Here is a 25,787-nt window from a genome sequence, read left to right as displayed (position 1 = left end):
TCGCCCTTGGGGCGGCCCGGCGGGCGGCGCGGCGCTCGTTTCATGCATTGCGAAATGCGCAACCCGTTCTGGAGATCCTGTCATGAGTGCATTGGTACTCACCCTGCGCAACGTACCGGCCCAGCGCGTCGACGCCGGCGCCCTGAATCCGACTGCACTGGCCGGCCTGTCGCTTGACGACATCGCGGCGCTGACGCTGCAGGTCGGCAAGCGCGCCGTGCGCGTCGATGAGGTGTTCGCGCTGAGCGGCGACGACACGGCGGACCTCGTGTTCCGCGGCGACTGCGGCAAGTTCGAGCGCATCGGCGCCGGCATGAAGTCGGGCCGGGTGACGGTCGAAGGCAATGCCGGCGCCTATGCCGGTCAGGGCATGCTCGGCGGCACCATCGTCATCGGCGGTAACGCAGGCGCCTTCTGCGCGACCGGCATGAAGGGCGGTCGCATCGAGGTCGCGGGTGACGTGGCTGAGTTTGCCGGCGGCGCCATTCCGGGCGAGATGAAAGGCATGGCGGGCGGCCTGCTGCTGGTCGGCGGCAACGCGGGCGAGCGCCTGGGCGACCGCATGCGCCGTGGCCAGATCCTGGTCAGCGGCAACGCGGGCGACTACTGCGGCGCGCGCATGATCGCCGGCACCATCGCGGTGGCCGGCACCGTCGGCGCCTACCCGGGCTATCTGATGAAGCGCGGCACGCTGATCGTGAACAGCCTGCCGGCGCAGATGCTGCCCGGCATGGTCGATTGCGGTCCGCATCGCCTCGGCTTCCTGAGCCTGCTGTACGCGAGCTGGAAGGGCCTGCCCGGCGCCTTCGGTGCGCTCGACGCCAGTGCCTGCACGGTCCGCCGCTACATGGGCGACATGGGCGTGGTCGGTCGCGGCGAACTGCTGGTCCGCGCTTGACGACGCACCGCTGGTGGCCGGAATCGCTGCACCCGCTGGTCGGGCGCAACGCGGCCGGCCGCCTGCTGGTGACCGAGGCGTTGCTGCGCAACTGGATGTCGCGCCCCGAACTGGCGCTGGTCGACGACAGCTGCGTGGCCGAACGCGCGCTGGCGTCGTCGCTGGACGCCGCGCCTGCGCGCATCGTCGAGCACGGTGAGATCGCCGCGATCAAGGACGAGGACGCGCGCGACAACTGGTTCGCCTACGTCGCCTTCCGCGACCGCGTGCTGGCGCAACCGGACATCGAGTCGGCGTGGCTGGAGCTGTTCCTCGACGGCCTGTCCGGCATTGCGCCGCTGTTCGTGCCGCAGCTCACCGAAATCATCCTGCACGCGCTGCTTGAAGACTGCGACGACCCGCTGATGTGGCGGGCCGCCGAGCTGTTCTTCCGCAGTCAGCGCGCGACGCCGCAATCCGGCCGCGTGCTGATGGCCGACGCCGAAGTCCTCGGCGACTACGCCGAAACCGGCGGCTTCGGCAATATCGGCCGACTCATCCTGCAGGCGGGGGCTGCGCCGCGACCGGCGGAACTCGATGTGCTCGATCCGGCCAATGCGGCGGCGCTTTACGCGCGTGCAGGGCGTCGTGCCGTGCTGCCGCTGAACGTCGGCCAGCCGGGGCTGGAGGCGCTGTGCCGCGTGATGGAGCGCTGGATCGCGCACTTCTATGGCTGTGCGGTCCGCATCGCACCGCAGAAGGACATCCACGACGATCGCTGGGCCTGGCACATCGGCCTCGATCGCGAAGCGATGGAGCTTCTGAACACGCTTTACGAGGGCGGCGAACTGGCGCCTGACCGCATGGCGCGCATCGTCGCGCTGTTCCGTCTCGACTTCGTCGACCCGCAGGAAATGCGCGCCGAACTGCGCGGCGACGGCGAAGCGCGTCCGGTGTGGATGGCGCTGGCGATGGACGAAGCGGGGCTGGTGCAGATGAAGCCACAGAACCTGCTGCTGAACCTGCCGCTCGCCGCGGCGAACTGAACGGCACACTCCAGGGGCCGCCTGCTGCGCCGCAATGCGGTGGCGGGCTATACTCGCCCGCTTTCCCTGCATCCCCCGTATTGCGCCATGACTGTCGCCAAGCCCGAAACCCGTCCGGCCCGCCCGTATTTTTCGTCCGGCCCCTGCGTGAAGCGTCCGGGCTGGACGCTGGACGTGCTCAAGGACGCCTTCATCAGCCGTTCTCACCGCGCCAAGGATGGCCTCGCCAAGCTGAAGGAGGTCATCGTCCGCAGCCGCGAGGTGCTCGGCATTCCGGATGACTATCGCATCGCCATCGTGCCCGGTTCCGATACTGGCGCGGTGGAGATGGCGCTGTGGACGCTGCTCGGCGAGCGCGAGGTCGATTGCCTCGCATGGGAAGCCTTCGGCGCCAACTGGGTGACCGACGTCGGCCCGGTGCTGAAGCTCGCCAACGCACGCCTGGTGGTGGCGCCTTACGGCAGCCTGCCGGATCTGTCAGCGGTGAGCTGGGACCGCGACGTGGTGTTCACCTGGAACGGCACCTCGGGTGGCGTACGCGTGCCGGATGGCGACTGGATCGCCGACGACCGCGCCGGCCTGTCGATCTGCGACGCCACCTCGGCCGCCTTCGCGATGGAACTGCCCTGGCACAAGCTCGACGTAACCACATGGTCCTGGCAGAAGGTGCTGGGCGGCGAGGCCGCGCACGGCATGATCGTGCTGAGCCCGCGCGCGGTCGAGCGGCTGTACCGCCACACGCCGGCTTGGCCCATCCCGAAGGTGTTCCGCCTGATGAACAAGGGCAAGCTCACCGAGGACCTGTTCGAAGGTAATACGATCAACACGCCGTCCATGCTGTGCGTCGAGGATCAGATCGACGTGCTGCGCTGGGCGCAGGATCTTGGCGGTCTGCCGGCGCTGATCGCGCGCAGCAAGGCCAGTTTCGCGGTGCTCGAAAGCTGGGTCGCGAAGACCGGCTGGGTGGACTTCCTGGCCGACCGCGAGGACGTGCGCTCGCACACCTCGGTCTGCCTGAAGATTACCGACCCGTGGTTCGAGGCGCAGTCGCTGGACGCACGCTGGGCCATCGTGCAGCGCCTGTGCGCACTGCTCGAGGCGGAAGACGCTGCCTATGACATTTCGGCCTATCGCGACGCGCCGCCGGGCCTGCGCATCTGGTGTGGAGCAACCGTCGACACCGCCGACGTGGCCGCGCTGACGCCCTGGCTGGACTGGGGCTACGCCAGCGTGAAGCAGGAGATGAGCCGGTGATGCGCGCCATCCTGTTCGACTGCGACAGCACGCTGTCGACCATCGAAGGCATCGACGTGCTGGCCGAACAGGCAGGCGTGGTCGATCAGGTGGTGCCGCTGACGAACGCTGCGATGGACGGGCGACTGAAGCTGGAAGAGGCCTATGCCGCGCGGCTGGACCTGATCAAGCCCGACGCATCGACCATCGACGCGGTCGGGCGTCAGTACATCGAAACGCGCGTGGACGGCGCCGCCGAAGCGATCGCCGCGCTCGGCGCGCTGGGTTGGCAGGTGCACGTGGTGAGCGGCGGCATCCGCCAGGCGGTGCTGGCGATCGCACGCTTCCTCGGCGTGCCGGACGAACGCGTGCATGCCGTCGATCTGCGCTTCGATGCCGACGGCCACTACGCCGGCTTCGACCCGGAATCGCCGCTGGCGCGCAGCGGTGGCAAGGCGGAAATCGTCCGCCGGGTCGGCGCCGGTGCCGAACGCGTGGTGATGGTCGGCGACGGCATCACCGACCTCGAAGCGGCTGAGGCCGGTGCGCTGGTGATCGGCTTCGGTGGCGTCGTGCGGCGGGAGATTGTCGCCAGCCGGGCGCCGCATTTCATCGACCGCGCCGATCTGCGCGAAGTGGTGCGCCTGCTGGCGACGCCGGAAGAACTGGCGCGGGTCGACTCGCTGCTGCGCTGAGCGGGTTCAGCGCGTCGCGACGATGCGCCGGCCGTCGCCGGTGACCAGGATCAGCGTGCGCTCGTCCGGCCTGTCCTGGCGCACCACCTTGTCCATCATTTCGAACAGCCGGTTCTCGACGTCCATCGCCGGGCCGGCGCAGGCCATGCGCGTGGCGGCGATGCGGCCGAAGCGCATTTCATGGCCCTGGCGCGCCCAGTTGCCGGTGTAGCGGTTGCATCCGGCGCGCCCGGCCAGCCGGCCGTCGGGCAGGAATTCGATGTGGGCATCGACACCCTCCGGCACCGTCATCGCACCGATTTCGCGAATCTGCCAGCGCCCGTCCGGCGGTCCGCCGCCGCCGTAGGGGGCGCAGGCGGCGAGCAGCAAGGCGCACAGCAGCGATGCGAGGCGAGCGCTCACGTCAGAAGCGGGGCAGGGCCTGCCGGTAGAGCGGACCGAAGCACTGGGTCACGTCCGGGCGGTAGCACACGAGGTGACTGTCCTCGCCCTGACGGAAGTGCACGAACACGCGGTAGGTTTCGCCGCTGTCGTCGGCGTTCTGCCCGAGACAGTCCTTGCCGCCGGAGTTGTGCCGGATGGTCACGTTCAGTTCGAAGAAGTCGTCGGCGACCGGCACGCTGGAAAACACGTAGCTCACGTCGGTCTGTTCGTTGCCGCTGCTGACGCGGCCGGTGCCGTCGCTGCGATATTCGTAGCTTTCGACGCACTGCGACTCGTCGGTCCAGCTCCACAGCCCGACGATCTGCGGCGCGGCCAGCGGGCCGGCGGTTTCGACGCGCGCCGCCTGCGCGGCCGACGCCGCGAGCAGCGCCGCGCCGACCAGCAGCGAGATGCAGGCTTGCCTTAATCGATGGATGTACATGACCGCCTCCGCAGAGCACGACATGTTTCGATTGTAGGCCGCTGCGTCAGATTCCGTTTGCTGCCTTGCGGCGCAGCGGGCCGAAACAGTGCTTCAGTTCCGGCTCCATGCAGACGATGTGCTGGTCGCCGTCCGGGTGGAATTTCAGATAAACGGTGTAGCGCTCGTTGGTGTCGTCGCTGGCGGCACCAGCGCAGTCGCGCCCGCCGTTGTCCTTGGTGATGGTGGCCTGCAGGCGGTAGAAGCCGTCCTTCAATGGCACCGGATCGAAGATGTAGGCCATTTCGGCGCGTTCATCACCGCTGCTGACGCGGCCGCTGCCGTCGGCTGCGTATTCATAGGTTTCGCTGCATTGCTGCGGGTCGGTCCAGCTCCAGCTGCCGGCTAGACGCGGCGACGCAGCGCTCACGCCAGGCTGGGCGGAATCAGCTGGCACGGCCAGTGCGTTGCCGCAGGCAAGCAGGGAGGTGACGATCAGGCAGGTGGACAGGCGCGGTGAAATGGGCATGACGGGCTCCGGTCGGACGGCTTGCAGGGACGCTGCGGCCGGCGCATTCTGGCACCGGGTACGCGCTGGGACACGGGCAGCGTGCCCGAGTTCTGCCCGGAACTCTGCGGAAATATCTGGCGCCTGTGGTGTCGAAGCGCTCGATCACACCGCATCTCGCAAGGGAGTGCCGCCATGGCCGACACCGTTCTGCTGTCCTATCTGTTCAGCGCCGCCGCGGCGCTGTCGGGTTACCCCGAACTGCCGCTGTCCGATCTGCCGACGCTGCGCGTGATGGCGCCGGCAGCACTGGTCGAGGAAGCCTGTCCGGAGGATCCGCGCGAGTGCGACAAGCTGGTTGCGCTGTATGACCACGACCGTGAGCAGATACTGATACGCGCCGATCTCGACCTGCAGGACCCGACCGACAATTCCTTTCTGGTGCACGAGTTCGTGCACGTGCTCGAAGCGCGGCAGAAAGGTGCGCTGTACCAGCACGACTGCAATGCGACGCTGCGCTCGGAGCGCGACGCCTATCGCGTGCAGAACCGTTACCTGCAGCAGGAAGGTCGCAGCGAGCGCTTCGGCACCCAGTTGGCGACCGTGGTCTGCGCGCGCGACCAGCGCTCCGCCGGCAACGGGACGATGCGCCTCGAAGTTGCGCCTGGTGTGGCGAACGAGGAGCGGGTGCTGGAGAACTTCATGCAGGATCTGCGCGACGGCGCGGCCGCGGCGCAACGCCGCTGACCGCGTCGCTGTAACGCCTTACAGCAGCACGCGCTCGATGCCGCCCGCGTTGGCCTGCTCGACGTAGCGGGCGGCCCAGTCCTCGCCGAGCAGGTGGCGCGCCATCTCGACCACGATGTAGTCGGCCTGGGTGCTGCTGTCGTTGTCGTAGCGCGACAGGCCCTGCAGGCAGGACGGGCAGGAGGTCAGGATCTTCACCTCGCCGGCAAAACCGTCGGCGCGCAGCACGTCCGCCCCCTTGCGCATTTCCTCTTCCTTGCGGAAGCGCACCTGGGTTGAAATGTCCGGCCGGCTCACCGCCAGCGTGCCGCTCTCACCGCAGCAGCGATCGTTCAGCGCCACCTTGGTGCCGTCGACGGTACCGACCAGCTGATTCACCACCTTCAGCGGCGCGTGCGTCTTCATCGGCGTGTGGCAGGGGTCGTGGTACATGTAGCGCACGCCCTGCACGCCCTCGAGTTTCACACCCTTCTCCATCAGGTACTCGTGGATGTCGAGCAGCCGGCAGCCGGGGAAGATCTTGTCGAATTCGTACTGCTGCAGCTGGTCCATGCAGGTGCCGCAGGACACGATCACGGTCTTGATGTCGAGATAGTTCAGCGTGTTGGCAACACGGTGGAACAGCACGCGGTTCGAGGTGCTGATCTGCTGTCCCTTTTCCGCGTTGCCGCCGGCAGTCTGCGGATAGCCGCAGCACAGATAGCCCGGCGGCAGCACGGTCTGCGCGCCGACGTGGTAGAGCATGGCCTGGGTGGCCAGACCGACCTGCGAGAACAGCCGCTCGGAACCGCAGCCGGGGAAGTAGAACACCGCTTCCTGGTCTTCGGACGCGCGCTTCGGGTCGCGGATGACCGGCACGATGGCAGCATCCTCGATGTCCAGCATCGCGCGCGAGGTGCGCTTCGGCAGATTGCCCGGCATCGGCTTGTTGATGAAGTGGATCACCTGCGCCTTGATGGTCGGCTTGCCCAGCGTCGGCGGCGGCGCCTTGGTCTGGCGGTCGACCAGACCGAGTGCCTTGCCCACGCGATGCCCCAGCCGTTGCGCCTTGTAGCCCACGTCCATCATGGCCACGCGCAGCGTCTTGATGGTCGCCGGATCGGTCGCGTTCAGGAAGGCCATCGACGCGGCCGTGCCCGGGTTGAACTTGCGCTTGCCCTGCTTGCGCAGCGCATTGCGCATGGCAATCGACACGTCGCCGAAGTCGATATCCACCGGACAGGGCTTCTCGCAGCGATGGCACACGGTGCAGTGGTCGGCCACGTCGCCGAATTCGTCGAAGTGGCGCAGCGACACGCCGCGTCGCGTCTGTTCCTCGTACAGGAAGGCTTCGATCAGCAGCGAGGTGGCGAGGATCTTGTTGCGCGGCGAATAGAGCAGGTTGGCACGCGGCACATGGGTCGAACAGACCGGCTTGCACTTGCCGCAGCGCAGACAGTCCTTGATCGAGGTTGCGATCTGGCCGATGTCGCTCATTTCCATGATCAGCGACTCGGTGCCCAGCAGAGAGAAAGAGGGCGTGTAGGCACGCGACAGATCGCCGCCCGGCAGCAGCTTGCCGGCGTTGAAGTGGCCGTCCGGATCGACCCGCTGCTTGTAGTCGATGAAGGGCGCCAACTCTTCGGGCGTCAGGAATTCGAGCTTGGTGATGCCGATGCCGTGCTCGCCGGAAATGACGCCACCGAGCGAACGCGCCAGCGCCATGATGCGGGCCACCGCGGCATTGGCTTCCTGCAACATGCCGTAGTTGTCCGAGTTCACCGGAATGTTGGTGTGCACATTGCCGTCGCCGGCGTGCATGTGCAGCGCGACGAACACGCGGCCGCGCAGCACCTCCTTGCGGATCGTTTCGACGCGGTCGAGCACCGGGCGATACATCGCACCGTCGAAGATCTCGTCGAGCAGCGGCTTCAGCTCGCGCTTCCAAGACACGCGCACCGAATAGTCCTGCAGCCGGTGGAACAGGGTGGGCCGCTCGGCGCGGTTGAGCAGCGGGCCCATCTCCACGCCGATCGACATCAGCAGCGGTTCGGCGCGCGCCAGCGGCATGTCGAGGTTGTCCAGCAGCCACTGCCAGCGGCCGCGCACGGCGGCCACCTGCTGCAGCGCCTGGGTGCGGCGGTCGCCGATCAGTTCGTCGGTGTCGACGTTGGCATCGCCCGCGTGCAACGGCAGCTCGCCGCGCAGGAAATCGACCAGCGCGTCGCACAGGCGCAGCTTGCTGGCGATCGACAGTTCGATGTTGATGCGTTCGATGCCGTCGCAGTAGTCGCCCATGCGCGGCAGCGGGATGACCACGTCCTCGTTGATCTTGAACGCGTTGGTGTGACGGGCGATGGCGGCGGTGCGGGCGCGGTCCAGCCAGAAGGTCTTGCGCGACTCGGCCGACACGGCGATGAAGCCTTCGGCGCCGCGTTGATTGCACAGGCGCACGACTTCGGACGCAGCGGCCATCACCGTCGTTTCGTCGTCGCCGACGATGTCGCCGATCAGCACCATCTTGGGCCGGCCGTGACGGCGCGCCTTGGTGGCGTAGCCGACTGCGCGCACGTAGCGCTCGTCGAGATGTTCGAGGCCGGCAAGCAGCACGCGCGCGTTACCTGACTTGGGCAGGCCGTCGAGATAGTCCTTGATCTCGACGATGGCCGGTACCGCTTCGCGCACCTGGCCGAAGAATTCGAGGCAGACGGTACGGGTGACCGGCGGCAGCTTGTGCAGGATCCAGCGCGCGCTGGTGATCAGGCCATCACAGCCTTCCTTCTGCACGCCGGGCAGGCCGGCAAGGAACTTGTCGGTCACGTCCTTGCCCAGACCTTCCTTGCGGAAACGGGCGCCCGGCACTTCGAGCAGTTCGGCGGCGCCACACGGCGTGCGGCCGTCGGTCTCGAAGCGCTGGATGGAGAAGCGCACGACGGGCGCGTCGTGGATCTTGCCGAGGTTGTGGTCCAGCCGCGTGATTTCCATCGGCCAGCCGTCGGCGTCGACCATGCGCCAGCTCGCCAGATTGTCGAGCGCGGTGCCCCACAGCACGGCTTTCTTGCCGCCAGCGTTGGTGGCGATGTTGCCGCCGACACAGGAGGCGTCGGCCGAAGTCGGGTCACAGGCGAACACCAGGCCGGCGTTCTCGGCGGCGTCCATGACGCGGCGGGTCACCACGCCGGCACCCGTTCGTATCGTCGCGTACGGCTCCGACAGACCGGGCAGCACCATCGGTTCGACGGCGCCGAGATCGATCAGCTTTTCGGTATTGATGACCGCCGATTTCGCCGACAGCGGCACGGCGGAACCGGTGTAGCCGGTGCCGCCGCCGCGCGGCACGATGGTCAGGCCGAGCTCGATGCAGCCGCGCACCAGCGGCGCGATCTCGTCCTCGGTGTCCGGGTAGAGCACGACCAGCGGATATTCGACCCGCCAGTCGGTGGCGTCGGTCACGTGCGACACGCGGGCCAGACCGTCGAAGGCGATGTTGGCTTCGCGCGTGTGGCGGCCGAGCACCTTGCGGATGCGACTGCGCAGCTTGCGGGTTTCGCCGAAGCCGGCGGCGAAGGCGTCGACCGCGTTGCGGGCGGCAGCCAGCAGTTCACCCACCTTGCGGTCGCGTTCCTGCGTGGCGGCGTCGCTGCCGGGCTGACGACGCTGTTCGATCTCGCGCAACCGATGGCGCATCGCACCAACGAGCGCGTCCTGCCGCTTCGGGTTGTCGAGCAGGTCGTCTTCGAGATAGGGATTGCGCTGAACGACCCAGATGTCGCCCAGCACCTCGTAGAGCATGCGTGCCGAGCGGCCGGTCATGCGCTCATCGCGCAGACTGGACAGCGTGTCCCACATGCGGGCGCCGAGCAACCGGATGACGATTTCGCGGTCGGACAGCGAGGTGTAGTTGTACGGGATTTCGCGCAGTCGGGTAGGGTCGCGCGAAGCTTGCAAATCGATGAGCGCGGTAGCGGATTCCATCAACAAGCCATGAAGCGAATCGGAGCGGCATTATACGCCTGCTTCTTGTGCACTGCGCCACAATCGGCGCGAAGTGCGCCGGGGTGTTGTCCTTGCGACGCATCCGGCCTGGACCTTAACGGAAGAATCGATTGGATACCCTGACTCACGCACTGTCCGGCGCGCTGCTTGGCCGCTTCATGGCGCGCGCGCCGGCCGACGAACGCCAGCCCAAGATCTGGCAGACGGTGCTCGCCGGTGGTCTGGCCGCCACCTTTCCCGACCTCGATTTCGTGCTCGGCTACGTGTCCGAACTGGCCTATCTGCGCGGTCATCGCGGTGTCACGCACTCCTTCATCCTGCTGCCTTTGTGGGCGCTGCTGCTGGCATGGCTGATGCCGCGTCTGCTGCGCGCGCGCAGCGTCGGCTGGCAGCGCTTCTACGCAGTGGTCTGCGCCGGCATCGCCATCCACATCGTGGGCGACCTGATCACGCAGTTCGGCACCATGATCCTGGCGCCGTTCTCGGATCGCCGCTTCGGCTGGGGCACGACCTTCATCATCGACCTGCCGCTGACCGGGCTGCTGATTGCCGGCCTCGTGACGAGCGCGCTGTGGCGGCGCAGCCGGGTGCCGGCCGCGCTCGGGCTCGCGGCCGTCTGTGCGTGGATCGGCGTCGGCGCGGTTGGCAAGGCGGAAGCAATCGACGCCGCGCGACGCCATGCCGCAGAGCAGGGCATCGCCGCCGTCTCGATCGACGCGATTCCGCGCCCGGCCTCGCCTTTCAACTGGACGGCGGTGATTGACGACGGCGAGCGTTATCACATCGCGCACATCAACACGCGCCGCACCGAACTGCTGGAGGCGCGGCCCGACGACAACCTGATCCGCCGCTTCTCGGCCCACTACCGGCCGGTCGCGCTGGCTCAGTGGGAAGTGCGCGAACGCTTCGGCAACGGCGGCTACGGCGAGGTGCGTGACCAGGTGCGCGCCGTGTGGTCGGCGCCGGATTTCGCCTTCTTCCGCTGGTTCGCGATGTTCCCGGTGCTCGACAGCGTCGGCAGTGCAGGTGGAGGCGCCTGCGTCAGCTTCCGCGACCTGCGCTTCGAAACGCCGGGGCGCGACAGCCTGCCTTTCCGCTACGGCCTGTGCGAGAACGGCGGCGGATGGGCACTGGTCGAGCGGACCATGGCGGGCTGGCGCGCTCTGAGCGGTCGCTGACGAAAAAGGGCCGGGTCGGCGGTCCGCAGACCACCGACCCGGCCCTCATCGCTGCAGGGCAATCAGTACTTCACTGCCACCGTCAGCTGGAAGGCGCGCTCGGTACCCGGCACGGCGAAGCCGCCGTTCTCGTACAGCGCTTCGTAGTAGCGCTTGTTGAACACGTTGAGCACGTTCAGGCGGACGTCGTAGCGCGGCTGCTCGTAGGCCAGCATCAGATCGGTGCGGACGAAGCTCGGGGCACGGCCCTGAGCGATCGGCGCGCAGGCGTTGTAAGTCCACAGGCCGCTGTTGGCGTTTTGCGTTGCGGTGTCGCACTGACCGATGCCATACGCAAGACGCGAACCCTTGCCCTCGACGCCGACGCCGGCACGCCAGTTGGGCATGAAGCGATAGGTCGTCCACAGGTTGAACGTGAAGTCCGGCGTATTGCGGGGCGTGGCGCCGACGCTATACGGGTTGTACTTGCCGCGGTAGACCAGCCGGTTGGCATTTACGGCCTGGCCGACTGCGAAAGCGCCACCGGAAACCTGAGCGAAGGTGCCGAGCAACTCACCGTCGAACTGGTCGTCGATCTCTGCACGCATCAGTGCGATGCCACCGAACACATCCCACTGCGGCGTGATGCGGCCGGCTGCTTCGATTTCAAAACCGTCGGTGTGACGTTCCTTCGACAGCACGGCCGAGTTCGCCTGTTCAAGATCGGTGTTGCGCTCGTTGAACTTGGTTGCGCGGTACAGCGCTGTGCGCAGCGACAGAGCGCCGTCGAACAGTTCCCATTTCGTGCCCAGTTCGACCGTGCGGCTGCGCTCGGCGTCGTACTTGATATTGGCCGGCGATAGTTGATAAAGGTCGGCGGTCGGATTGAAAGAGTCGCTCCACGCGAGGTAGTAGGTCGACAGATCGGTCGGCTGGTACAGCAGGCCGCTGCGATAGCTCCACTCGTTGTACTTGAGATTGAAGTCCGTCGCCAAGCCGCTTGTCGAATTCAGAGTCTTGTAGTCGGCGTCCATCCGGTCGTGACGCAGGCCGAGCAGAAGCTTCCACTTGGGGATGAACTCGATCTGATCCTGTGCATAGAGACTGTACGAGTCACCTTCATAACCGGCCGGGCTGAAGCGCGCGCGGTTACCGTAGGCTGCGGGGACTGCGACGTCCGGATCCGGGTTGCCGACCGTGGTGGGCGGCGCCGTAACAGCGATAGATGTGTAGCTCCAGCGGTCTGCCTTCTCGCGCAGCAACTCGACACCGAACAGCGCTTCGTGCTTCATGCCAGCCAGTTCGAATTTTGTGGTCAGATCGCTCTGCAAAGTGGCCGTGTGTTCGCGGCCACCGCGAGCCTGGCGACCGCGGGTGATTACCGTGGCATCGGTGACGGTGGAGCTGTTGACGTTGGCCGGCAGTCGCGGCGCGACTGCCCACAGATCACGCTTGTAATCGGCAAATCGGGCAACGGTGCGCAGCTCGGTGTCCTGCGAGAAGCGGTGAGTCCAGATACCGGTGCTGATGTTGGTGTCGTTCTGCTCGTAGTCCGACGAAGTGCCGTAGAAGGCGCTGGCGGACACGTCCAACGGACGGCGGGTGACCTGGGTGCGCGTGATCGGCGTGGCGAGTGCGCGACTGATGAAGGGCACACCATAGTCCGGCACATTTCTCGTCGTGTAGTAGAGGTGGCCGATCGAGAATTCGTCCGAGGTGCCGATGCCCCAGCGCAGCGTCGGCGCGATGCCCTCGCGTTCAGATTCGACGCCGCGGCGCGAACTGCCGGCGTCGGTCTTCATCGCGCTGATGCGCAGCGCCGCGTTCTCGCCAACCACCTTATTCACATCGGCAGTGACGCGGCCGTAGTCGTAGCTGCCCACGGTGGCCGACACTTCGGTGCGGTCGACCAGACCCGGCTGCTTGCTCACCCGGTTGATCACGCCGCCGGCCTGACCGCGGCCGAACAGCATGGCGGCCGAGCCGCGCAGCACGTCGATCTGTTCGACATGGAAGGTTTCGCGGTTGTACTGGGCGACGTCGCGGATGCCGTCCAGATACAGGTCGCCGAAGGAATAGAAGCCGCGCAGCATGATGTTGTCGCCGATGCGGCCGCCTTCGCCCGAGTTGAAGGTGAGGCCCGCGACGTGGCGCAGTGCGTTCTTCATCGTGTCGGAGTTGCTGTCGAGCATGAGTTGCTCGGTCACCGTGGTGATCGCCTGCGGAATGTCCTTGGCCAGCTGCTTGGTCTTGGCCGAGGTAACGATGCCGGTCTGGTAGCCGCGGTTCGGAGAGTTCGGGCGGTCGTATTCGTCGCGCACCTTCACTTCCGGCAGCACCGGAACCGCGGTGTCGGTGGCGGGCTTCTGTTCTTCGGCGCCGGCGGTGGACGACAGGGCCATCAGCATGGCCGCGGCCAGTGTCAGCGGCTGCTGCGGGATCGAGCGTTTCATCAGTGCAAGTCCAGTAGGTTGATATCGGGGGCTGGACTGGCTTGCTGCGACGCAAAGAGGCTGGCTGGTCCGCTGCCCAGCGCGTGCGAGGAACACGACCATGGGCAAGTGCGGCGCAGTGTAAATGAGAACGGTTATTGGAAACAGGATGTTGCGGCGTCGCAACAATCGATTTGTGTGCGATCGAAATCCCGCGCGGGTAGGCGCTGAGCGCCGACTGCCTCTGTGAGGTCCCCTCGGGTAGAATGAAAACTGTTCTCAACATCTGAATCACCGGACATTGCAATGCCGACGCCTTCCGACGTGAAATCCCCGACACCCGGTTTGACCGCCGGCTTTGCCCTCAGCAGCGCCGCCGTCGGTGTGCCGATGACGGTGGTCGATGTGCGCGCCGATGCGCGTGCGCCCGAATGGGCGAGCCGGCTGCGTGAACTCGGGTTCATCACTGGCGAGCCTGTGCGTGTGCTGCGTCGGGGTCAGCCAGGCGGCGAACCGCTGGCGGTGCGGGTCGGCGTGTCGACCTTCGCGCTGCGCCGCGCCGAGGCCGACTGCGTACTTGTGCGAGCGGCCGATGGAGCGGCAGCGTGACGCAGACGGTGATCGATAGCAGCCGGCTCGGCCCGGCCCTGCTGGCGCTGGTGGGCAACCCGAATTGCGGCAAGACCGCGCTGTTCAACCTGCTCACCGGCAGCCGGCAGAAGGTGGCGAACTACGCCGGTGTGACGGTCGAACGGAAGGAGGGCGTCCTGCGCACGCCGTCCGGTCGCCGACTGGCGGTGCTCGATCTGCCCGGTACCTACAGCCTGACGCCGCATTCGCCGGACGAGCAGGTCACGTGTGATGTGCTGGCCGGGCGTCTGTCCGGCGAGCGTAGGCCCGATCTGATACTTGCGGTGGTCGATGCGACTCACCTGCCGCGCCAGCTCAGACTGGTGCTCGGTCTGATGCGCCAGGGCTTGCCGGTCGTGGTTGCGCTGAACATGACGGATCTGGCACGGGCGCGCGGCATACACGTCGACGCCGATGCGCTGTCGAAAGCGCTCGGTGTGCCGGTGGTGACCACGGTGGCGGTGAAGTCGGGCGGCGCCGACGCGCTGCTCGAACTGCTCGAGGACGTGCGACCGGGTGCCGCGCTGCCGGCGGCGGAGGCGGGCGACGTCGCTGACGACCACAGACGCGTGCGCGACATCCTCGCTTCGCTCGGGCTCGATACCGTTCAGGCGCACGCCTTCAGCGACCGCGCCGACCGCGTGCTGCTGCATCCGCTGGTCGGTCCGCTGCTGCTGTGCGCGCTGCTGTTCCTGATCTTCCAGGCGGTGTTCGCCTGGGCCGAGGCGCCGATGGGCTGGATAGAGGCGGCGACGGCCGCGATCGGCGAAGCGGTCGGAGCGGCGCTGCCGGACGGCCTGCTGCGCAGTCTGCTGGTTGATGGCATCGTCGCCGGTCTGGGGGGCGTGCTGGTGTTCCTGCCGCAGATCGTCATCCTGTTCTTCTTCATCCTGCTGCTCGAAGAATCAGGCTATCTGCCGCGCGCCGCCTTCCTGCTTGACCGGCTGATGGGCGGCGTCGGGCTGTCCGGCCGCTCCTTCATTCCGCTGCTGTCGAGTTTCGCCTGCGCGATACCGGGCATCATGGCGACGCGCACCATCCAGAATCCGCGTGACCGCTGGGTCACCATCATGATCGCGCCGCTGATGACCTGTTCGGCGCGACTGCCGGTGTATGCGCTGCTGATCGGCGCCTTCATCCCGTCGCGCACGGTTTTCGGCGGGCTGGAACTGCAGGGGCTGGTGCTGTTCGCGCTGTACGTGGCGGGCATCGTGTCGGCCATCGCCATCGCCTGGCTGCTCAAACGTTTCGGTGCGCGCGACCTGACGCAGACGCTGATGATGGAACTGCCCGACTATCACTGGCCATCGGTGCGCAATATCGCGATCGGCCTGTGGCAGCGGGTGCTCATCTTCCTGCGCCGGGTCGGCGGCATCATCCTCGCGCTGACCGTACTGCTGTGGTTCCTTGCCACTTTCCCGGCGCCGCCGCCCGGCGCCACCGGGCCGGCGATCGAGTACAGCTTTGCCGGCACGCTGGGCCGCTTCCTGCTGCCGCTGTTCGAACCGGTGGGTTTCAACTGGCAGATTGCGGTCGCGCTGGTGCCCGGCATGGCGGCGCGAGAAGTCGCCGTCAGCGCCCTTGGCACCGTCTACGCGCTGTCGGCAACTGCCGAGGACACGGCGCAGGCGCTGGCGCCGCTGATTTCGGCCAGCTGGGGGCTGCCGACCGCGCTGTCGCTGCTCGCCTGGTTCGTGTTCGCGCCGCAATGCCTGTCCACGCTGGCGACCGTGCGACGTGAAACCGGTGGCTGGCGGGCGCCGTTGCTGATGGCGGGCTATCTGTTCGGCCTGGCCTGGCTGGCCGCCTTCCTGACCTACCGCATCGCGACCGGAGTGAGCGGATGATCGTGCTGACCGATGTCGTCGCGCTGTGTGTCGTGGCGCTGGCCGCGCTGATGGTCGGACGGGCGTTGCGCCAGTGGTGGCGCGCCCTGCGCGCGCCGTCAGCCGGTTGCGGCGGATGCACCGGCTGCAGCCGGCCGTCCGCGTATCAGACGCGCCCGGACGGCGAGTCGAGCAGGTGCTGATAGACGTAGCTGCGCAGCAGTATCCAGCTCTGATTGTCCAGTTCGGCAAACTCGATGCCGCAGGCGATGCCGCCGTCAGCAAGGGAATGGGTGTTGCGCACCGTGCCTTCGCACTGCACTTCGATGTTGACGTAGTGCAGTGTCAGCGGCAGCGTGAAGCTCACCGTCTGACCCACTTCACCCGCCGCTGCGCTGCCGCGCAGTTCGGCACCGGTGGCGCTCAGATTGCTCACGCGCACAGCGGGAGCGTCCGCACCGTTCAGCTGCACCGCGATGTCGGTGCGCACGCGCTCGGCGCGCCGGATGCGACGGCTTGACACCGCGGACGGGAACTCGAGGTGCAGGTATTCGTAGGGGCTGACCGCACGCCTGAGTACGCGGCTGTTGAAACTGAAGGCCTTGCGTCCGGAGAAGGTGCGCACCAGCACGGTGTCGCCCTCGATCAGCGAGCCGCTCCAGTTCTTTTCGTCCGGCATGCTGACCAGCAGCGAACGGTCTTCGGTATAGCCGACCAGCCTGACGACGCGCGCGCCGCCGGTGATCTTGGTCGGTGGATCCAGCTGCATGCGGTCGCCCACCTTCAGGCCCATGCCAAGAAAGGTCGAGGTGCTGGATTCGATCGGATTGCTTGCCATCGGAGGATATCTGCCGTGTCGGGTGCCTGTCATGCCGCGCGCACTCGTGGTGCGCGAGCATCCGGGTTTACGGCGTGCCGATGGTCTCCTGAACCCCTCTCTACGCTTTTTTACCGATCAAGCCGGCTCGGCGATCAGCACGGTCCCGCCATCGTGCGCGTCATGCAGCAAGCGGCAACGCAAGCCGAAGGCCTGTGCCAGTTCGGGTGAGGCCAGGACGGCGGCGGGTGCGGCGTCGGCGCGGATGCGGCCGTCGGCCAGCAGCACCATGCGGTCGGCGTAGCGCGCGGCCAGATTCAGGTCATGCACGATGGCCAGCACCGCACAGCCTCGACGCTGGGCGAATTCGCGTGCGCAGGCCAGCGTGCGGTGCTGCCAGGCGATGTCGAGTGCAGCCACCGGCTCGTCGAGCAGCAGCGCGTGCGCGCCTTCGGGTGCCGCCCAGATCTGCGCCAGCGCGCGCGCAAGGTGCACGCGCGCCTGCTCGCCGCCGGACAGCGTGGCGCAGATGCGTGCCGCCATGCCATCGACGCCGGTCAACGCCATGGCGGCACGGGCGATCTGCCGGTCTTCCGCGCCCGGGTGGCCGCGGTGGTGCGGGAAGCGGCCGAGCTCGACCACCTGGGCGGCGGTGTACTCCAGGTCAGTGCGCTGGTGCTGGGCGTGCACGGCCCGCACCTTCGCCAGCGCGAGCGGCGGGATGTCCTGCAACACGGCGCCGGCACACAGCACGCCGCCGCGTGCGACGTCGATGTCGCCGGCCAGCGCGCGCAGCAGCGTGGTTTTGCCGGCGCCGTTCGGGCCGACCAGTGCCAGCAGTTCGCCTGGCTTGAGCGCCAGGGTCAGGTCGTCAAGCAGCACGCGACGGCCGGCGCGGACGGTCAGGTTGCGGGCGGCGAGCATGTCAGGTGCTTTCGTGTGCCGCGCGGCGGCGCAGCAGGGCGATGAAGAAGGGGGCGCCGAACAGTGCCGTCAGCACGCCTATCGGCAGTTCGGCCGGTGCTACCCAGGTACGGGCTGCGCTGTCGGCCAGCACGACCAGCGCGGCGCCGGTCAGCGCGCTGGCCGGCAGCAGTCGGGCATGTGCTGGACCGACCAGCCGACGAGCGAGGTGAGGGGCGATCAGCCCGATGAAGCCCAACGTGCCGGTCAGCGCCGTGGTGGCGCCGACCGCCAGCGCGATCAGCAGCACGCAGCTGCGGTTCAGGCGCGCGGTGGCCACACCGAGGTGTGCCGCCTGCGACTCGCCCAGCGACAGCGCGTCGAGTGGACCGGCCTGACGCAACAGCGCGCCCAGCGCCAGAGCGACCGCCAGAGACGCCGCGACCACGCTGGGCCAAGTCGCGCCGGCGAGGCTGCCCAGGGTCCAGAAGGTGAACTGCCGCACCTGCGCGTCGCTGCCCATGAACATGAGCAGACCAATGCCGGACATCGCCAGCGCATTGATGGCGATGCCCGACAGCAGCATCAGCGTGACCGAACTGCGGCCATTGCGGCGCGATGCCGCATAGACGACGGCGGTGGTCAGTGCGGCGCCAGCGAAGGCGGCCAGCGGCAGTGCCGAACTGGCCAGCCAGCCGCCCGCGCTCATTGCCCGTTCGCCGAGCACGACGACACAGGCGGCCGCGAGTGCTGCGCCGCTGCTGACGCCGACCAGTCCCGGGTCGGCCAGCGGATTGCGCATCAGGCCCTGCATCGCTGCTCCGGCGATACCCAGACCAGCGCCGGCGATCACGCCGAGCAGCACGCGCGGCAGGCGCAGCGTGCGCACCACCAGTTCGGCTTCGCTGCCGACGTCGGCACCGAACAGCGCGCCGAGCACCGCCGTTGGTGACAGACTGACTGCGCCGCTGCCCAGTGCGAGCACGACGACACAGAACAGCGCCAGCGCGAGCGCCGGCAGTGCCAGCGAAGCAGGTGCGCCTGCTGACAGCGTGAGTGCGCGCGTGTTCACGGCGCGCGCATCCGCCGCGCCAGCTCGCTCACCGCCTGCGGCAGACGCGGGCTGAAGCCCAGCATGCGCAGTGCGTCGAGGCTGACCAGCCGGTTCGCCCGCGCGGCCGGCAGCGCCGACAGACCCGGGCGGGCGAGGAAGGCCTTGGCGCCACCAGCGGCGGCAATGGCCTCGTCGGTTGTCACGATGACGTCGGGTGCGGCCGCCAGCGCCGCTTCAAGTGTCAGCGGCCGGTAACCGCGAAAGCGCCCGGCCATGACGTTCACGGCGCCGGCATAGCCCAGCATCGCGTCGGCCGCCGTGTCGTCGCCCGCCACCATCGGACTGCTGCCGCCGTGGTCGAGGATGAACAGCGCGCGCGGCCGGCCGGGCAGGGCGCCGACCTCGCGTTGAGCCTCCTTCCAGTCGCGATCGAAACGCTCGGCCAGCGCGCGACCGGCGTCGTCCATCGCCAGCGCGCCCGCTACCATGCGGATGGCGTTGCCGACCTGGGCCGCGCTGTGGTCCGGCGGCAGCTGGATCACCTGCACGCCAGCACCGCGCAGCTGCGTCAGCGCGACCGGCGGGCCGGCATCGGCGGTGGCGATCAGGTGGGTGGGCCGCATCGACAGCACGCCTTCGGCCGCCAGCGCACGCTGGTAACCCACCTTGGGCAGTGCCTGCGCGGAGGCCGGCCAGGTGCTGGTGGTGTCGGTGGCGACGATGCGGTCGGCCGCGCCCAGCGCGTGGACGATTTCGGTCACCGCGCCGCCCACCGTGACCAGCCGCTGCGCCGGTGCGGCGACGGCTGCACCGGCGGCGAACAGCAGCGCGGCCAGCGCGCCGCGGAGCAGTGGCCGCTTCATGCCGCCAGGCTGTCGGCGGTGCCGAGCTGGGCCACCAGCGCACGCCAGTCCTCGCGCTCCGGCTTGCCCGGTTTGCGCTCGCCGAAGAACAGCGCGATGGTCTCGCCGGCTGCGTCGAGCAGCTCGACCGAGGTGACGACGCCGTCAGCGGTCGGCTTGCGCACGATCCAGGTCTGGTCGACCAGATCCTGCCGCAGGTGCAGATTGAAGCCAGGGTCGAGCACATTGAGCCAGGGGCCCATCACTTCGATCCGGTGCACCGGGCCGGTGTGGATCTGGATCATGCCCGGGTTGCCGACGAAGCACATGACCGATACCCCATCGGCGGCCGCCACTTCGAGCAGCGAACGCGTCAGTCCGTTGTCGATCCGGTTGGCGTGACCCTCGGGCGCGATCTGCATGGCCTGGCGGCGCGATACCTTGTGCCGGCGCAGCAGCGGGAAGAAGTCGTGCGTGTCCTGCATGCCCAGCCAGTCGCGGCGGAAGGCGACGGCGTCGATGGCGTCGAGTGGCGTCTCGTCGTCGGCGGGCGCGCTGCGCGGTGCGACCTTTTCGCCGGCGCCCTGGTCGGCGGCGCCAAACTCGGCGACCAGCCGGTCCCAGGCCGCGAGATCGGTGCCGGCGCGCGAGAACACCTTGTGCACGGCATCGCCGTGCGCGTCATAGAACTGCAGGCTGCGCGACTCACCCTTCGGACCCTGTTCGGTCACTGCATAGCCGTATGCCCAGCGACCGTAGAAGATGCGCAGGTCGATGGCGCTGCCCAGCGCCAGACCGACCTTGGCGTCGCCGGACATCTGCTCGAAGCAGCCGGTCTTTTCATGGACGGCGGCTTCGTTGCGCGTCAGCGCCATGACCTCGCCCAGTTCGGGCATGCGGCGGAACAGCGTGTCGAAGGGTGCGCTCAGGCGCACGGCGTCGCGGCCGACGCCGCTGGCAATCGCCTCGCCCTCGCTGATGCCGAGGGCTGCGGCGGCATCGCGATTGCGCAGGCGGCGCTCCGCCTTCAGCGCGTGGAAGGTGTGATAGAGGCTCTCGGGATCGGTGTGCGGAGTCATTGCGGTCTCCCGGTATCAGGCGCGACGACGCGACAGGGCGCCGAGCAGGCCCAGACCGGCAGCCAGCGACATCCAGGTCGTCGGTTCCGGCACCGGCTGCGCAAGTACCGCGAGCTGGTCGAGGCTGAGGTGGGCTTCCGAGCTGGTGAAGCTGAACTGCAGCGACAGCGGATCGGTGACCGTCCAGCTCCAGTAGGCCTCTTCTTCGCTGCCACCGAAGCCGCCGAGCGCGGCGCTGTAACTGACCACCTTGTTCGCGGCGATGCCATTGAGCGTGGCGACGGTGTCGGCCGCAGTGCCCTGGGTCGCAATGCGCAGCCACACATTCCAGGTACCGCTCTGCGCGACGTCGAGATCCACCAGGAAGGACGCTGCGCCGGCGGCGCTGTAAAGATTTCCGCTGCCGGTCAGGAAGCTGCCGGCGCCCGGGTTGAGCTGGCTCACGCTGCCGCTGCCGGCGATGTCGGGCGTGGCGTCGGTGGTGAAGCTGTCGAACACGTTCCACTCGGCATAGACGCTGCCGCTGGCCCACGGCGTGGCGGCGGAACTGCCGTTGCCGTCATGACCGGCGAGCGGGGTATCCCAGCTGGCGCTGGTGGCGAAGGCGGCGGTGGAGGACAGGGCGCAGAGGGCGCCAGCGGACAGCAGAAGGCGGAAAGACATGATGGACCTCGTTCTGAGCCATCCATCCCTTCCCCGCGAAGGCGATCGATCAGGCAGTTTCTGTGATTTGAAAACCTGCTCCGCGGCCCCGCGCCGCCGGAGTGTGCTGCGTCGCGCCGGCCTCAGCCGGGCGCGAAATCGATGACGTAGCGATACTGCTTGCCGCAGTCGATGATGACTTCCTTCTGCCCGCGCTTGAGCAGGCGGACCTCGACGCTCAGCGAGCCAAAGCCGTCGTGCCGGATCAGGTCGTCCAGCAGGGCGGACAGGCGCACCTTCAATGCTTCGGTCGGTTCGTTGCCGGAGGCGGACATGGATGCTTGCGGTCTGGCCGCGGACGGTCGATTTCTTTAAATGATAATGATTCGCAGTATGGTGTCAAGCCTCAGGCATGACGAAAGCGCTGCGCAGCAACGCGTCGTTTGCAGGCGAGAGGGAGGGAGATGAACGCGAGGGGCCTGGAGTCGGCCGCCAGTGAGGAGAGGGGCGGCATTGCGCCGCCCCGGTGCAGATCAGTTGCCGACCTTGCGCAGAACGAAGCGGCTGGCCAGCCCGGTGGCGTCACCGCGATCTTCCAGCACGTCGAGCAGCAGGGCGCCTGTGCCGAGTTGATCGAGTGCCGACGGTGCGATCCAGTACTCGCAGCCCGCCACCTCGCCCAGCTTGACGTCATGATCGTCGACCGGCAGCGAGCCAACCGGGCGGCAGCGCGGCTGCAGCACGTCACCGCTCGCATCGTGCAGGAACATCAGCGGCCCGTAGCGTGCTGACAGCCGGATGATAAGCATGACGGCATCGACGCTGGCCGCCAGCGCGGGAAGTTCGGACGGGTCGGGCATGAGGCCGAGGCAGTAGGGGTCGGATGGGTGTGGCATGGTGCGGTCATTCAATGGGAGTGGTGGCCCGTCCGCTGCTGCGCGTCGGCATGCAGCGCCGCGTTCCGGGCGGGGCGTGCCGGCGCGCAGTCTTCGACAGCTGTAGAGCGGCCATGCTGGCAGACATCGGGCGTAACTCCTGTGCGGAAAGACAGGATGGGCGGGGCGCCCCTCGCCGGGGCGTCGCGAAAACAGGCCGTTCCAGCAAGAGCCGAGCCAAGTGCGGTGAACGGCGTTGGAGCATGATTAGGAATGGTTTTTTCCCGCAGGGCGTGCATTCAAACGCAGTGATGTGTCCAGTTACGGTGCATGACGGTGTTCATGCGTGCAACGCATGTTTCATTTGCATGTCATTGATTGGGCGCGGAAATCCAGTACAGGAGCGCATTCTTGCAGTACCGCACCGTTCTCAACATATGAAATATTGTTCAGAACCTCATCGTCACTGACAGCTTGGCCGTCCGACCCGGCGCCTGTATGCCCACCGCGCCGGCGAAGCCATCCTGCAGACAGTAGGTTTCGTTAGTGAGGTTGTCGAGATTGAAGCGCAGTTGTGTGTCACGCGTCATCTGCCAGCTGGCGAACAGGTCGTACAGGCGTACGCCGTACTGCGTGCCGATGGTACCGACGCCGGGCACGACCAGCGTGCCGGGGCGCGAACAGACGGTGGCAACGGTGCCGGTGGCTGCCCGGCGGTCAGCGATGTCGCGCATGCGCACGCCGGCTTCGACCCGCCCGTCGAAACCGCGCACGCCGGCACTGATGCTGAGCGTGTCGCCCGGCACGCCATAGAGCGCGTAGTCGGTACCGGCGACCGCGTTGGTGATGCGGCCGTCGATCTGCGACCAGGACAGTGACGAGAAGGCGTGCAGTCCGTCGTAACTGATTTCGAGTTCGGTGCCCTTGCGCCGCTCCTTGCCTGGCTGGCCGATTTCGCCGCCGATATTGCTCAAGGACGTGAGCAGATGGCGGGTGTGGATGTCGTAGTAGGTGACCCGCGCCTGCCAGCGGCCGTCGCGCGGTGAGGCCGGCTGCGGCATCCAGGCCAGCGTCAGTTCGTGGTTCGACGATTCCTGTGGCCGGTACAGCGCGCCGCAGATTTCGTTGTCGGGGGCGAGGTCGAGTGCAGGATCGTAGGTCTGACCGTAGCCAGAGGGGTCGTACAGCGGTTCAGGGTAGAGCACCGGGTTGCCGGGCAAGGCCCAGCCGGCGCTTTTTGCACAGCGACTGGCGAAACTGCCGCGTGCGAAGTACTCATCGACCAGCGGCGGGCGGAACGCTTCGTGGTAGCGCACGGTGGCCGACCAGTCGCTGCGCGGGATGCGCCAGGTGAGTGCCGCAGCTGGCGACAGCTTGACGAAACGGATGTCCGGCGACTGTCCGGCGGCAATCATGTTGGTGCGCGTCTGACCCTCGGCGCTGACGTGATAGCGGTCGAGCCGCGCGCCCGGCGTAAAGGTGAAGGCGCCGAGCGTGAAGGCGTTCTCGACGATCAGTGCATCCGACACCTTGTCGCCCGGCGGTTGCGCCTCGTTGAAGCCGTTCGGGTAGACCTGCTGGTTGGTCAGCGCGCGCGAGGTGACGCGCGAAATGTCGCGGCTGTTGCGTATGCCTTGGTAGCCCACGCTGAGTACGCCCTGCAGTTCGCCGATTGCATAACGCGTGTCATTGAACACTTCGGCGGTCCAGATCGAGTATCGCCACGCGTCGTCGCAGCGGTCGATGCGGAAAGCCGCCGGAAAGGCGGTCGATGGCGATACGCAGATGCGGCTCTGCGTAATGCGGTGTACGTCGTCCAGGTCGGTCGTTTCGTAGGCGAGGGTGCCGCGCAGCGCGATCCACGAGTCGGCTGGCGCGTAATTCACGCGCAGATTGGTGGTGGTGTCCTCGATGCTGCGTTCGACCACGCCGAACTGGCCCGCACTGCCTGCGGTCGCGTCATAGGGCGCGCGCTCGGGGCCGCCGGTGTAGTGGGTCTGGCTCAGTTCCAGCGTCAGGTCATCGCTGGCGTAGAAGGTGGCCTTGGCGAAGCGGCTTTCCGAATGGACGGCAGTCAGGTCGAGCCGGCTGCGGTCGGGCAGGCGAATGTCGTCGGAGTCGCGCCGGGCGATCGACACGACCAGATCGAGATAGCCGTTCGGCCGACCGTACACCGTCACCATGCGCAGCCGTTCGCTGCTGTTCGCGTTGTAGCCGTACTTGATCTGGCTGCCGAAGCGTTCTCCCGGTCGCAGGTAGTCGGCGGCGGATTTGGTGGTGGCCGAGATGGTGCCGCCGAGCGCGCCGGAACCGGACTTCAGCGATGGCCCGCGCTCGATCTCGATGGCCTTCAGCAGTTCGGGTTCGATGAACACGCCGCTGCCGAAGCGGTACTTCTCGAAGCCCTTGACCGCGCCGTCGATCTTGAACAGCACGTCTTCGTTGTCGGAGAAGCCGCGCAGATTGAATTTCATGCCGCTGGCGCGTGGGCCGCCGTCGACTGCGACACCCGGCACGTCCTTCAGCAGGTCGAATATCGTGCCGGCCTGGCGGCGCTCGATCGCCTCGGGTCCTATCGTCGTGACCGGCCGATCGGGAGTCAGTTCGACCGCGGGCGGACGGATGGCCTCGCGCGAGTCGCGCACCTCGACTTCCGGCAGCGTGACGACGTCCTCCTCGGACAGCGCATCGTCCTGCGCGGCGCACGCGAGCGGCCACATCAGCGCCAGCAGCAGCCGCGGACGCAGGGGAATTCGATGTTTCAAGATGTCGTGACAGTCTGGATGGGCGAACGCAAGCGGGCGGCACCCGCGAGGGCACCGCCCGCATGCAGCGAAACGGACTCAGTGCTGACGCGTGCGCCGGCGGGCGACCAGCGTGATCACCGCCATGCCACCGAGCAGCAGCGCGGCGGTCTGCGGTTCCGGCACCGGTGCGGCCACCAGTTGGTCGACCTGGAAGGCGAGCGACTGTGCGTGGTTGTCGGTGGCGAAGGTGATGCGGAAGCTGTCTACCGGCACCGTGACGCCGAGGCTGGCCAGGTTCCAGGTGAAGGTGAGGTGGTTGGGGTTGTTCGGGTCGGAGGCGACGAATTCACCGGTGAAGAAATCGGTGTAGCCCAGGTTCTCGCTCGCCTGCGAGCTGGAGAGCAGGAACTGCTCGCCGCCGTTGAAGCTGAGGCGCGGCAGGTTGTTCTCCGCCAGCACGCCGTAGATGCCGTTGCTGCCGGTGCTCACGTTGATATAGGTCTGGAACACGATGCTGGTCAGGCCGTCGACCGCGTCGCTGACCGCCATTTCGAAGGTCGAGCCGTTGCCGGCGAACTGGTACAGGCCGGAGGAGGCCGGGTAGGCGCCGCCGGACGTACGCCGGAGGATGGCGCCGCCTTCGGTTTCGCTGTTCGACGCGATGCCAGCCGCCAGTTGCGTGGCGGTGATGCGGGCGGCGGTCAGGTTGTTGAAACCGTCTGTGGCGACCGAAGCTTCGATGTCGTCGAAGGCGCTGTGGGTGGTGTTCGCGTAGGCGGAACCGGCGAGTGCGAAGCAGGCGGCCGCGAGCAGCGGCGTCGCGAACGGACGCAGGCGATGGTGGATCATGGGTGACCT

The 25,787-nt window shown here is 67.5% G+C and carries 24 protein-coding genes; 9 read left to right on the top strand and 15 right to left on the bottom strand.

The genetic code is table 11. The features are described from left to right. Positions 1-82 precede the first annotated feature (82 nt). The 4 genes from METFAM1_RS0105510 to METFAM1_RS0105495 all read left to right on the top strand — a co-directional run bounded on the left by METFAM1_RS0105510 (position 83) and on the right by METFAM1_RS0105495 (position 3,851). The gene (locus tag METFAM1_RS0105510; protein WP_019918601.1) at positions 83-898 is read left to right on the top strand and encodes a formylmethanofuran dehydrogenase subunit C; all 816 of its coding nucleotides are present in this window, start codon (positions 83-85) and stop codon (positions 896-898) included. Continuing rightward, entirely contained in the window at positions 895-1,923 is a 1,029-nt protein-coding gene (locus METFAM1_RS0105505; protein WP_019918600.1) for a DUF6352 family protein, read from the top strand. Before METFAM1_RS0105510 ends, METFAM1_RS0105505 begins: the two co-directional genes overlap by 4 nt. Positions 1,924-2,010: 87 nt before the next feature. Continuing rightward, a complete protein-coding gene (locus METFAM1_RS0105500; RefSeq protein ID WP_019918599.1) occupies positions 2,011-3,177 on the top strand; it encodes a phosphoserine transaminase in 1,167 nt (388 codons plus the stop codon). Next, a complete protein-coding gene (locus METFAM1_RS0105495) occupies positions 3,177-3,851 on the top strand; it encodes an HAD-IB family phosphatase (protein ID WP_019918598.1) in 675 nt (224 codons plus the stop codon). Before METFAM1_RS0105500 ends, METFAM1_RS0105495 begins: the two co-directional genes overlap by 1 nt. Positions 3,852-3,857: 6 nt before the next feature. Here the strand turns inward: METFAM1_RS0105495 and METFAM1_RS0105490 are convergent, their stop codons facing one another. The 3 genes from METFAM1_RS0105490 to METFAM1_RS0105480 are packed head-to-tail and all read right to left on the bottom strand — an operon-like array spanning position 3,858 to position 5,224. Beyond that, a complete protein-coding gene (locus tag METFAM1_RS0105490) occupies positions 3,858-4,253 on the bottom strand; it encodes an META domain-containing protein (RefSeq protein WP_024300492.1) in 396 nt (131 codons plus the stop codon). 1 nt (position 4,254) lies between these two features. Continuing rightward, entirely contained in the window at positions 4,255-4,716 is a 462-nt protein-coding gene (locus tag METFAM1_RS0105485; protein ID WP_019918596.1) for a hypothetical protein, read from the bottom strand. Between the two features lie 46 nt (positions 4,717-4,762). Continuing rightward, positions 4,763-5,224, bottom strand: coding sequence for a hypothetical protein (locus METFAM1_RS0105480; RefSeq protein WP_019918595.1), 462 nt, complete (start codon positions 5,222-5,224; stop codon positions 4,763-4,765). A gap of 174 nt (positions 5,225-5,398) precedes the next feature. Between METFAM1_RS0105480 and METFAM1_RS0105475 the strand changes: the two genes are divergently transcribed. After that, on the top strand, positions 5,399-5,950 hold the full coding sequence (locus METFAM1_RS0105475) for a DUF6647 family protein (RefSeq protein WP_019918594.1): 552 nt from the start codon (positions 5,399-5,401) through the stop codon (positions 5,948-5,950). A gap of 18 nt (positions 5,951-5,968) precedes the next feature. On the opposite strand, the gene METFAM1_RS0105470 is transcribed toward METFAM1_RS0105475, so the two are convergent. Then, positions 5,969-9,904 (bottom strand): DUF3683 domain-containing protein, encoded by a 3,936-nt coding sequence (locus METFAM1_RS0105470; protein WP_019918593.1) that lies wholly within the window; start codon positions 9,902-9,904, stop codon positions 5,969-5,971. Positions 9,905-10,035: 131 nt separating this feature from the next. Between METFAM1_RS0105470 and METFAM1_RS0105465 the strand changes: the two genes are divergently transcribed. Continuing rightward, a complete protein-coding gene (locus METFAM1_RS0105465; protein WP_019918592.1) occupies positions 10,036-11,103 on the top strand; it encodes a metal-dependent hydrolase in 1,068 nt (355 codons plus the stop codon). 62 nt (positions 11,104-11,165) lie between these two features. Here METFAM1_RS0105465 and METFAM1_RS0105460 read toward each other — a convergent pair whose 3' ends face one another. Then, on the bottom strand, positions 11,166-13,535 hold the full coding sequence (locus METFAM1_RS0105460) for a TonB-dependent receptor (RefSeq protein WP_019918591.1): 2,370 nt from the start codon (positions 13,533-13,535) through the stop codon (positions 11,166-11,168). A 285-nt stretch (positions 13,536-13,820) separates the two neighbouring features. Here METFAM1_RS0105460 and METFAM1_RS0105455 point away from each other — a divergent pair, with 285 nt between their 5' ends. The 3 genes from METFAM1_RS0105455 to METFAM1_RS20125 are packed head-to-tail and all read left to right on the top strand — an operon-like array spanning position 13,821 to position 16,173. Beyond that, on the top strand, positions 13,821-14,123 hold the full coding sequence (locus tag METFAM1_RS0105455) for a FeoA family protein (RefSeq protein ID WP_157256671.1): 303 nt from the start codon (positions 13,821-13,823) through the stop codon (positions 14,121-14,123). After that, positions 14,120-15,991: a ferrous iron transporter B gene (feoB, locus tag METFAM1_RS0105450; RefSeq protein ID WP_019918589.1), complete on the top strand. Its 1,872-nt coding sequence runs from the start codon at positions 14,120-14,122 to the stop codon at positions 15,989-15,991. The genes METFAM1_RS0105455 and feoB overlap by 4 nt, the downstream gene beginning before the upstream one ends. Next, positions 15,988-16,173: a hypothetical protein gene (locus METFAM1_RS20125; RefSeq protein ID WP_036271651.1), complete on the top strand. Its 186-nt coding sequence runs from the start codon at positions 15,988-15,990 to the stop codon at positions 16,171-16,173. The genes feoB and METFAM1_RS20125 overlap by 4 nt, the downstream gene beginning before the upstream one ends. Here the strand turns inward: METFAM1_RS20125 and METFAM1_RS0105445 are convergent. The 10 genes from METFAM1_RS0105445 to METFAM1_RS0105400 all read right to left on the bottom strand — a co-directional run bounded on the left by METFAM1_RS0105445 (position 16,137) and on the right by METFAM1_RS0105400 (position 25,778). After that, entirely contained in the window at positions 16,137-16,808 is a 672-nt protein-coding gene (locus METFAM1_RS0105445; RefSeq protein ID WP_019918588.1) for a flagellar brake domain-containing protein, read from the bottom strand. The two genes, METFAM1_RS20125 and METFAM1_RS0105445, sit on opposite strands and share 37 nt — an antisense overlap. 117 nt (positions 16,809-16,925) lie before the next feature. Then, positions 16,926-17,711, bottom strand: a complete 786-nt coding sequence (locus METFAM1_RS0105440; protein ID WP_019918587.1) for a heme ABC transporter ATP-binding protein — start codon at positions 17,709-17,711, stop codon at positions 16,926-16,928. A 1-nt stretch (position 17,712) separates the two neighbouring features. After that, a complete protein-coding gene (locus METFAM1_RS0105435; protein WP_019918586.1) occupies positions 17,713-18,762 on the bottom strand; it encodes a FecCD family ABC transporter permease in 1,050 nt (349 codons plus the stop codon). Beyond that, entirely contained in the window at positions 18,759-19,607 is an 849-nt protein-coding gene (locus tag METFAM1_RS0105430; RefSeq protein ID WP_019918585.1) for a heme/hemin ABC transporter substrate-binding protein, read from the bottom strand. Before METFAM1_RS0105430 ends, METFAM1_RS0105435 begins: the two co-directional genes overlap by 4 nt. Further along, positions 19,604-20,665, bottom strand: a complete 1,062-nt coding sequence (locus METFAM1_RS0105425; RefSeq protein WP_019918584.1) for a hemin-degrading factor — start codon at positions 20,663-20,665, stop codon at positions 19,604-19,606. Before METFAM1_RS0105425 ends, METFAM1_RS0105430 begins: the two co-directional genes overlap by 4 nt. 15 nt (positions 20,666-20,680) lie before the next feature. Next, on the bottom strand, positions 20,681-21,328 hold the full coding sequence (locus tag METFAM1_RS0105420; RefSeq protein ID WP_019918583.1) for a PEP-CTERM sorting domain-containing protein: 648 nt from the start codon (positions 21,326-21,328) through the stop codon (positions 20,681-20,683). Positions 21,329-21,450: 122 nt separating this feature from the next. Further along, positions 21,451-21,642, bottom strand: a complete 192-nt coding sequence (locus tag METFAM1_RS0105415; RefSeq protein WP_019918582.1) for a hypothetical protein — start codon at positions 21,640-21,642, stop codon at positions 21,451-21,453. A 198-nt stretch (positions 21,643-21,840) separates the two neighbouring features. After that, a complete protein-coding gene (locus METFAM1_RS0105410) occupies positions 21,841-22,203 on the bottom strand; it encodes a DUF779 domain-containing protein (protein WP_232419654.1) in 363 nt (120 codons plus the stop codon). Between the two features lie 428 nt (positions 22,204-22,631). Continuing rightward, positions 22,632-24,947, bottom strand: coding sequence for a TonB-dependent receptor domain-containing protein (locus tag METFAM1_RS0105405; RefSeq protein ID WP_024300490.1), 2,316 nt, complete (start codon positions 24,945-24,947; stop codon positions 22,632-22,634). 78 nt (positions 24,948-25,025) lie between these two features. Next, positions 25,026-25,778 (bottom strand): PEP-CTERM sorting domain-containing protein, encoded by a 753-nt coding sequence (locus METFAM1_RS0105400; protein WP_019918579.1) that lies wholly within the window; start codon positions 25,776-25,778, stop codon positions 25,026-25,028. Positions 25,779-25,787: the final 9 nt, after the last annotated feature.

It is taken from the genome of Methyloversatilis discipulorum (assembly GCF_000527135.1).
Lineage (GTDB): Bacteria > Pseudomonadota > Gammaproteobacteria > Burkholderiales > Rhodocyclaceae > Methyloversatilis > Methyloversatilis discipulorum.
The sequence above is the reverse complement of the archived record's forward strand: the minus strand, read 5'-3'. Positions and strand labels throughout refer to the sequence as shown.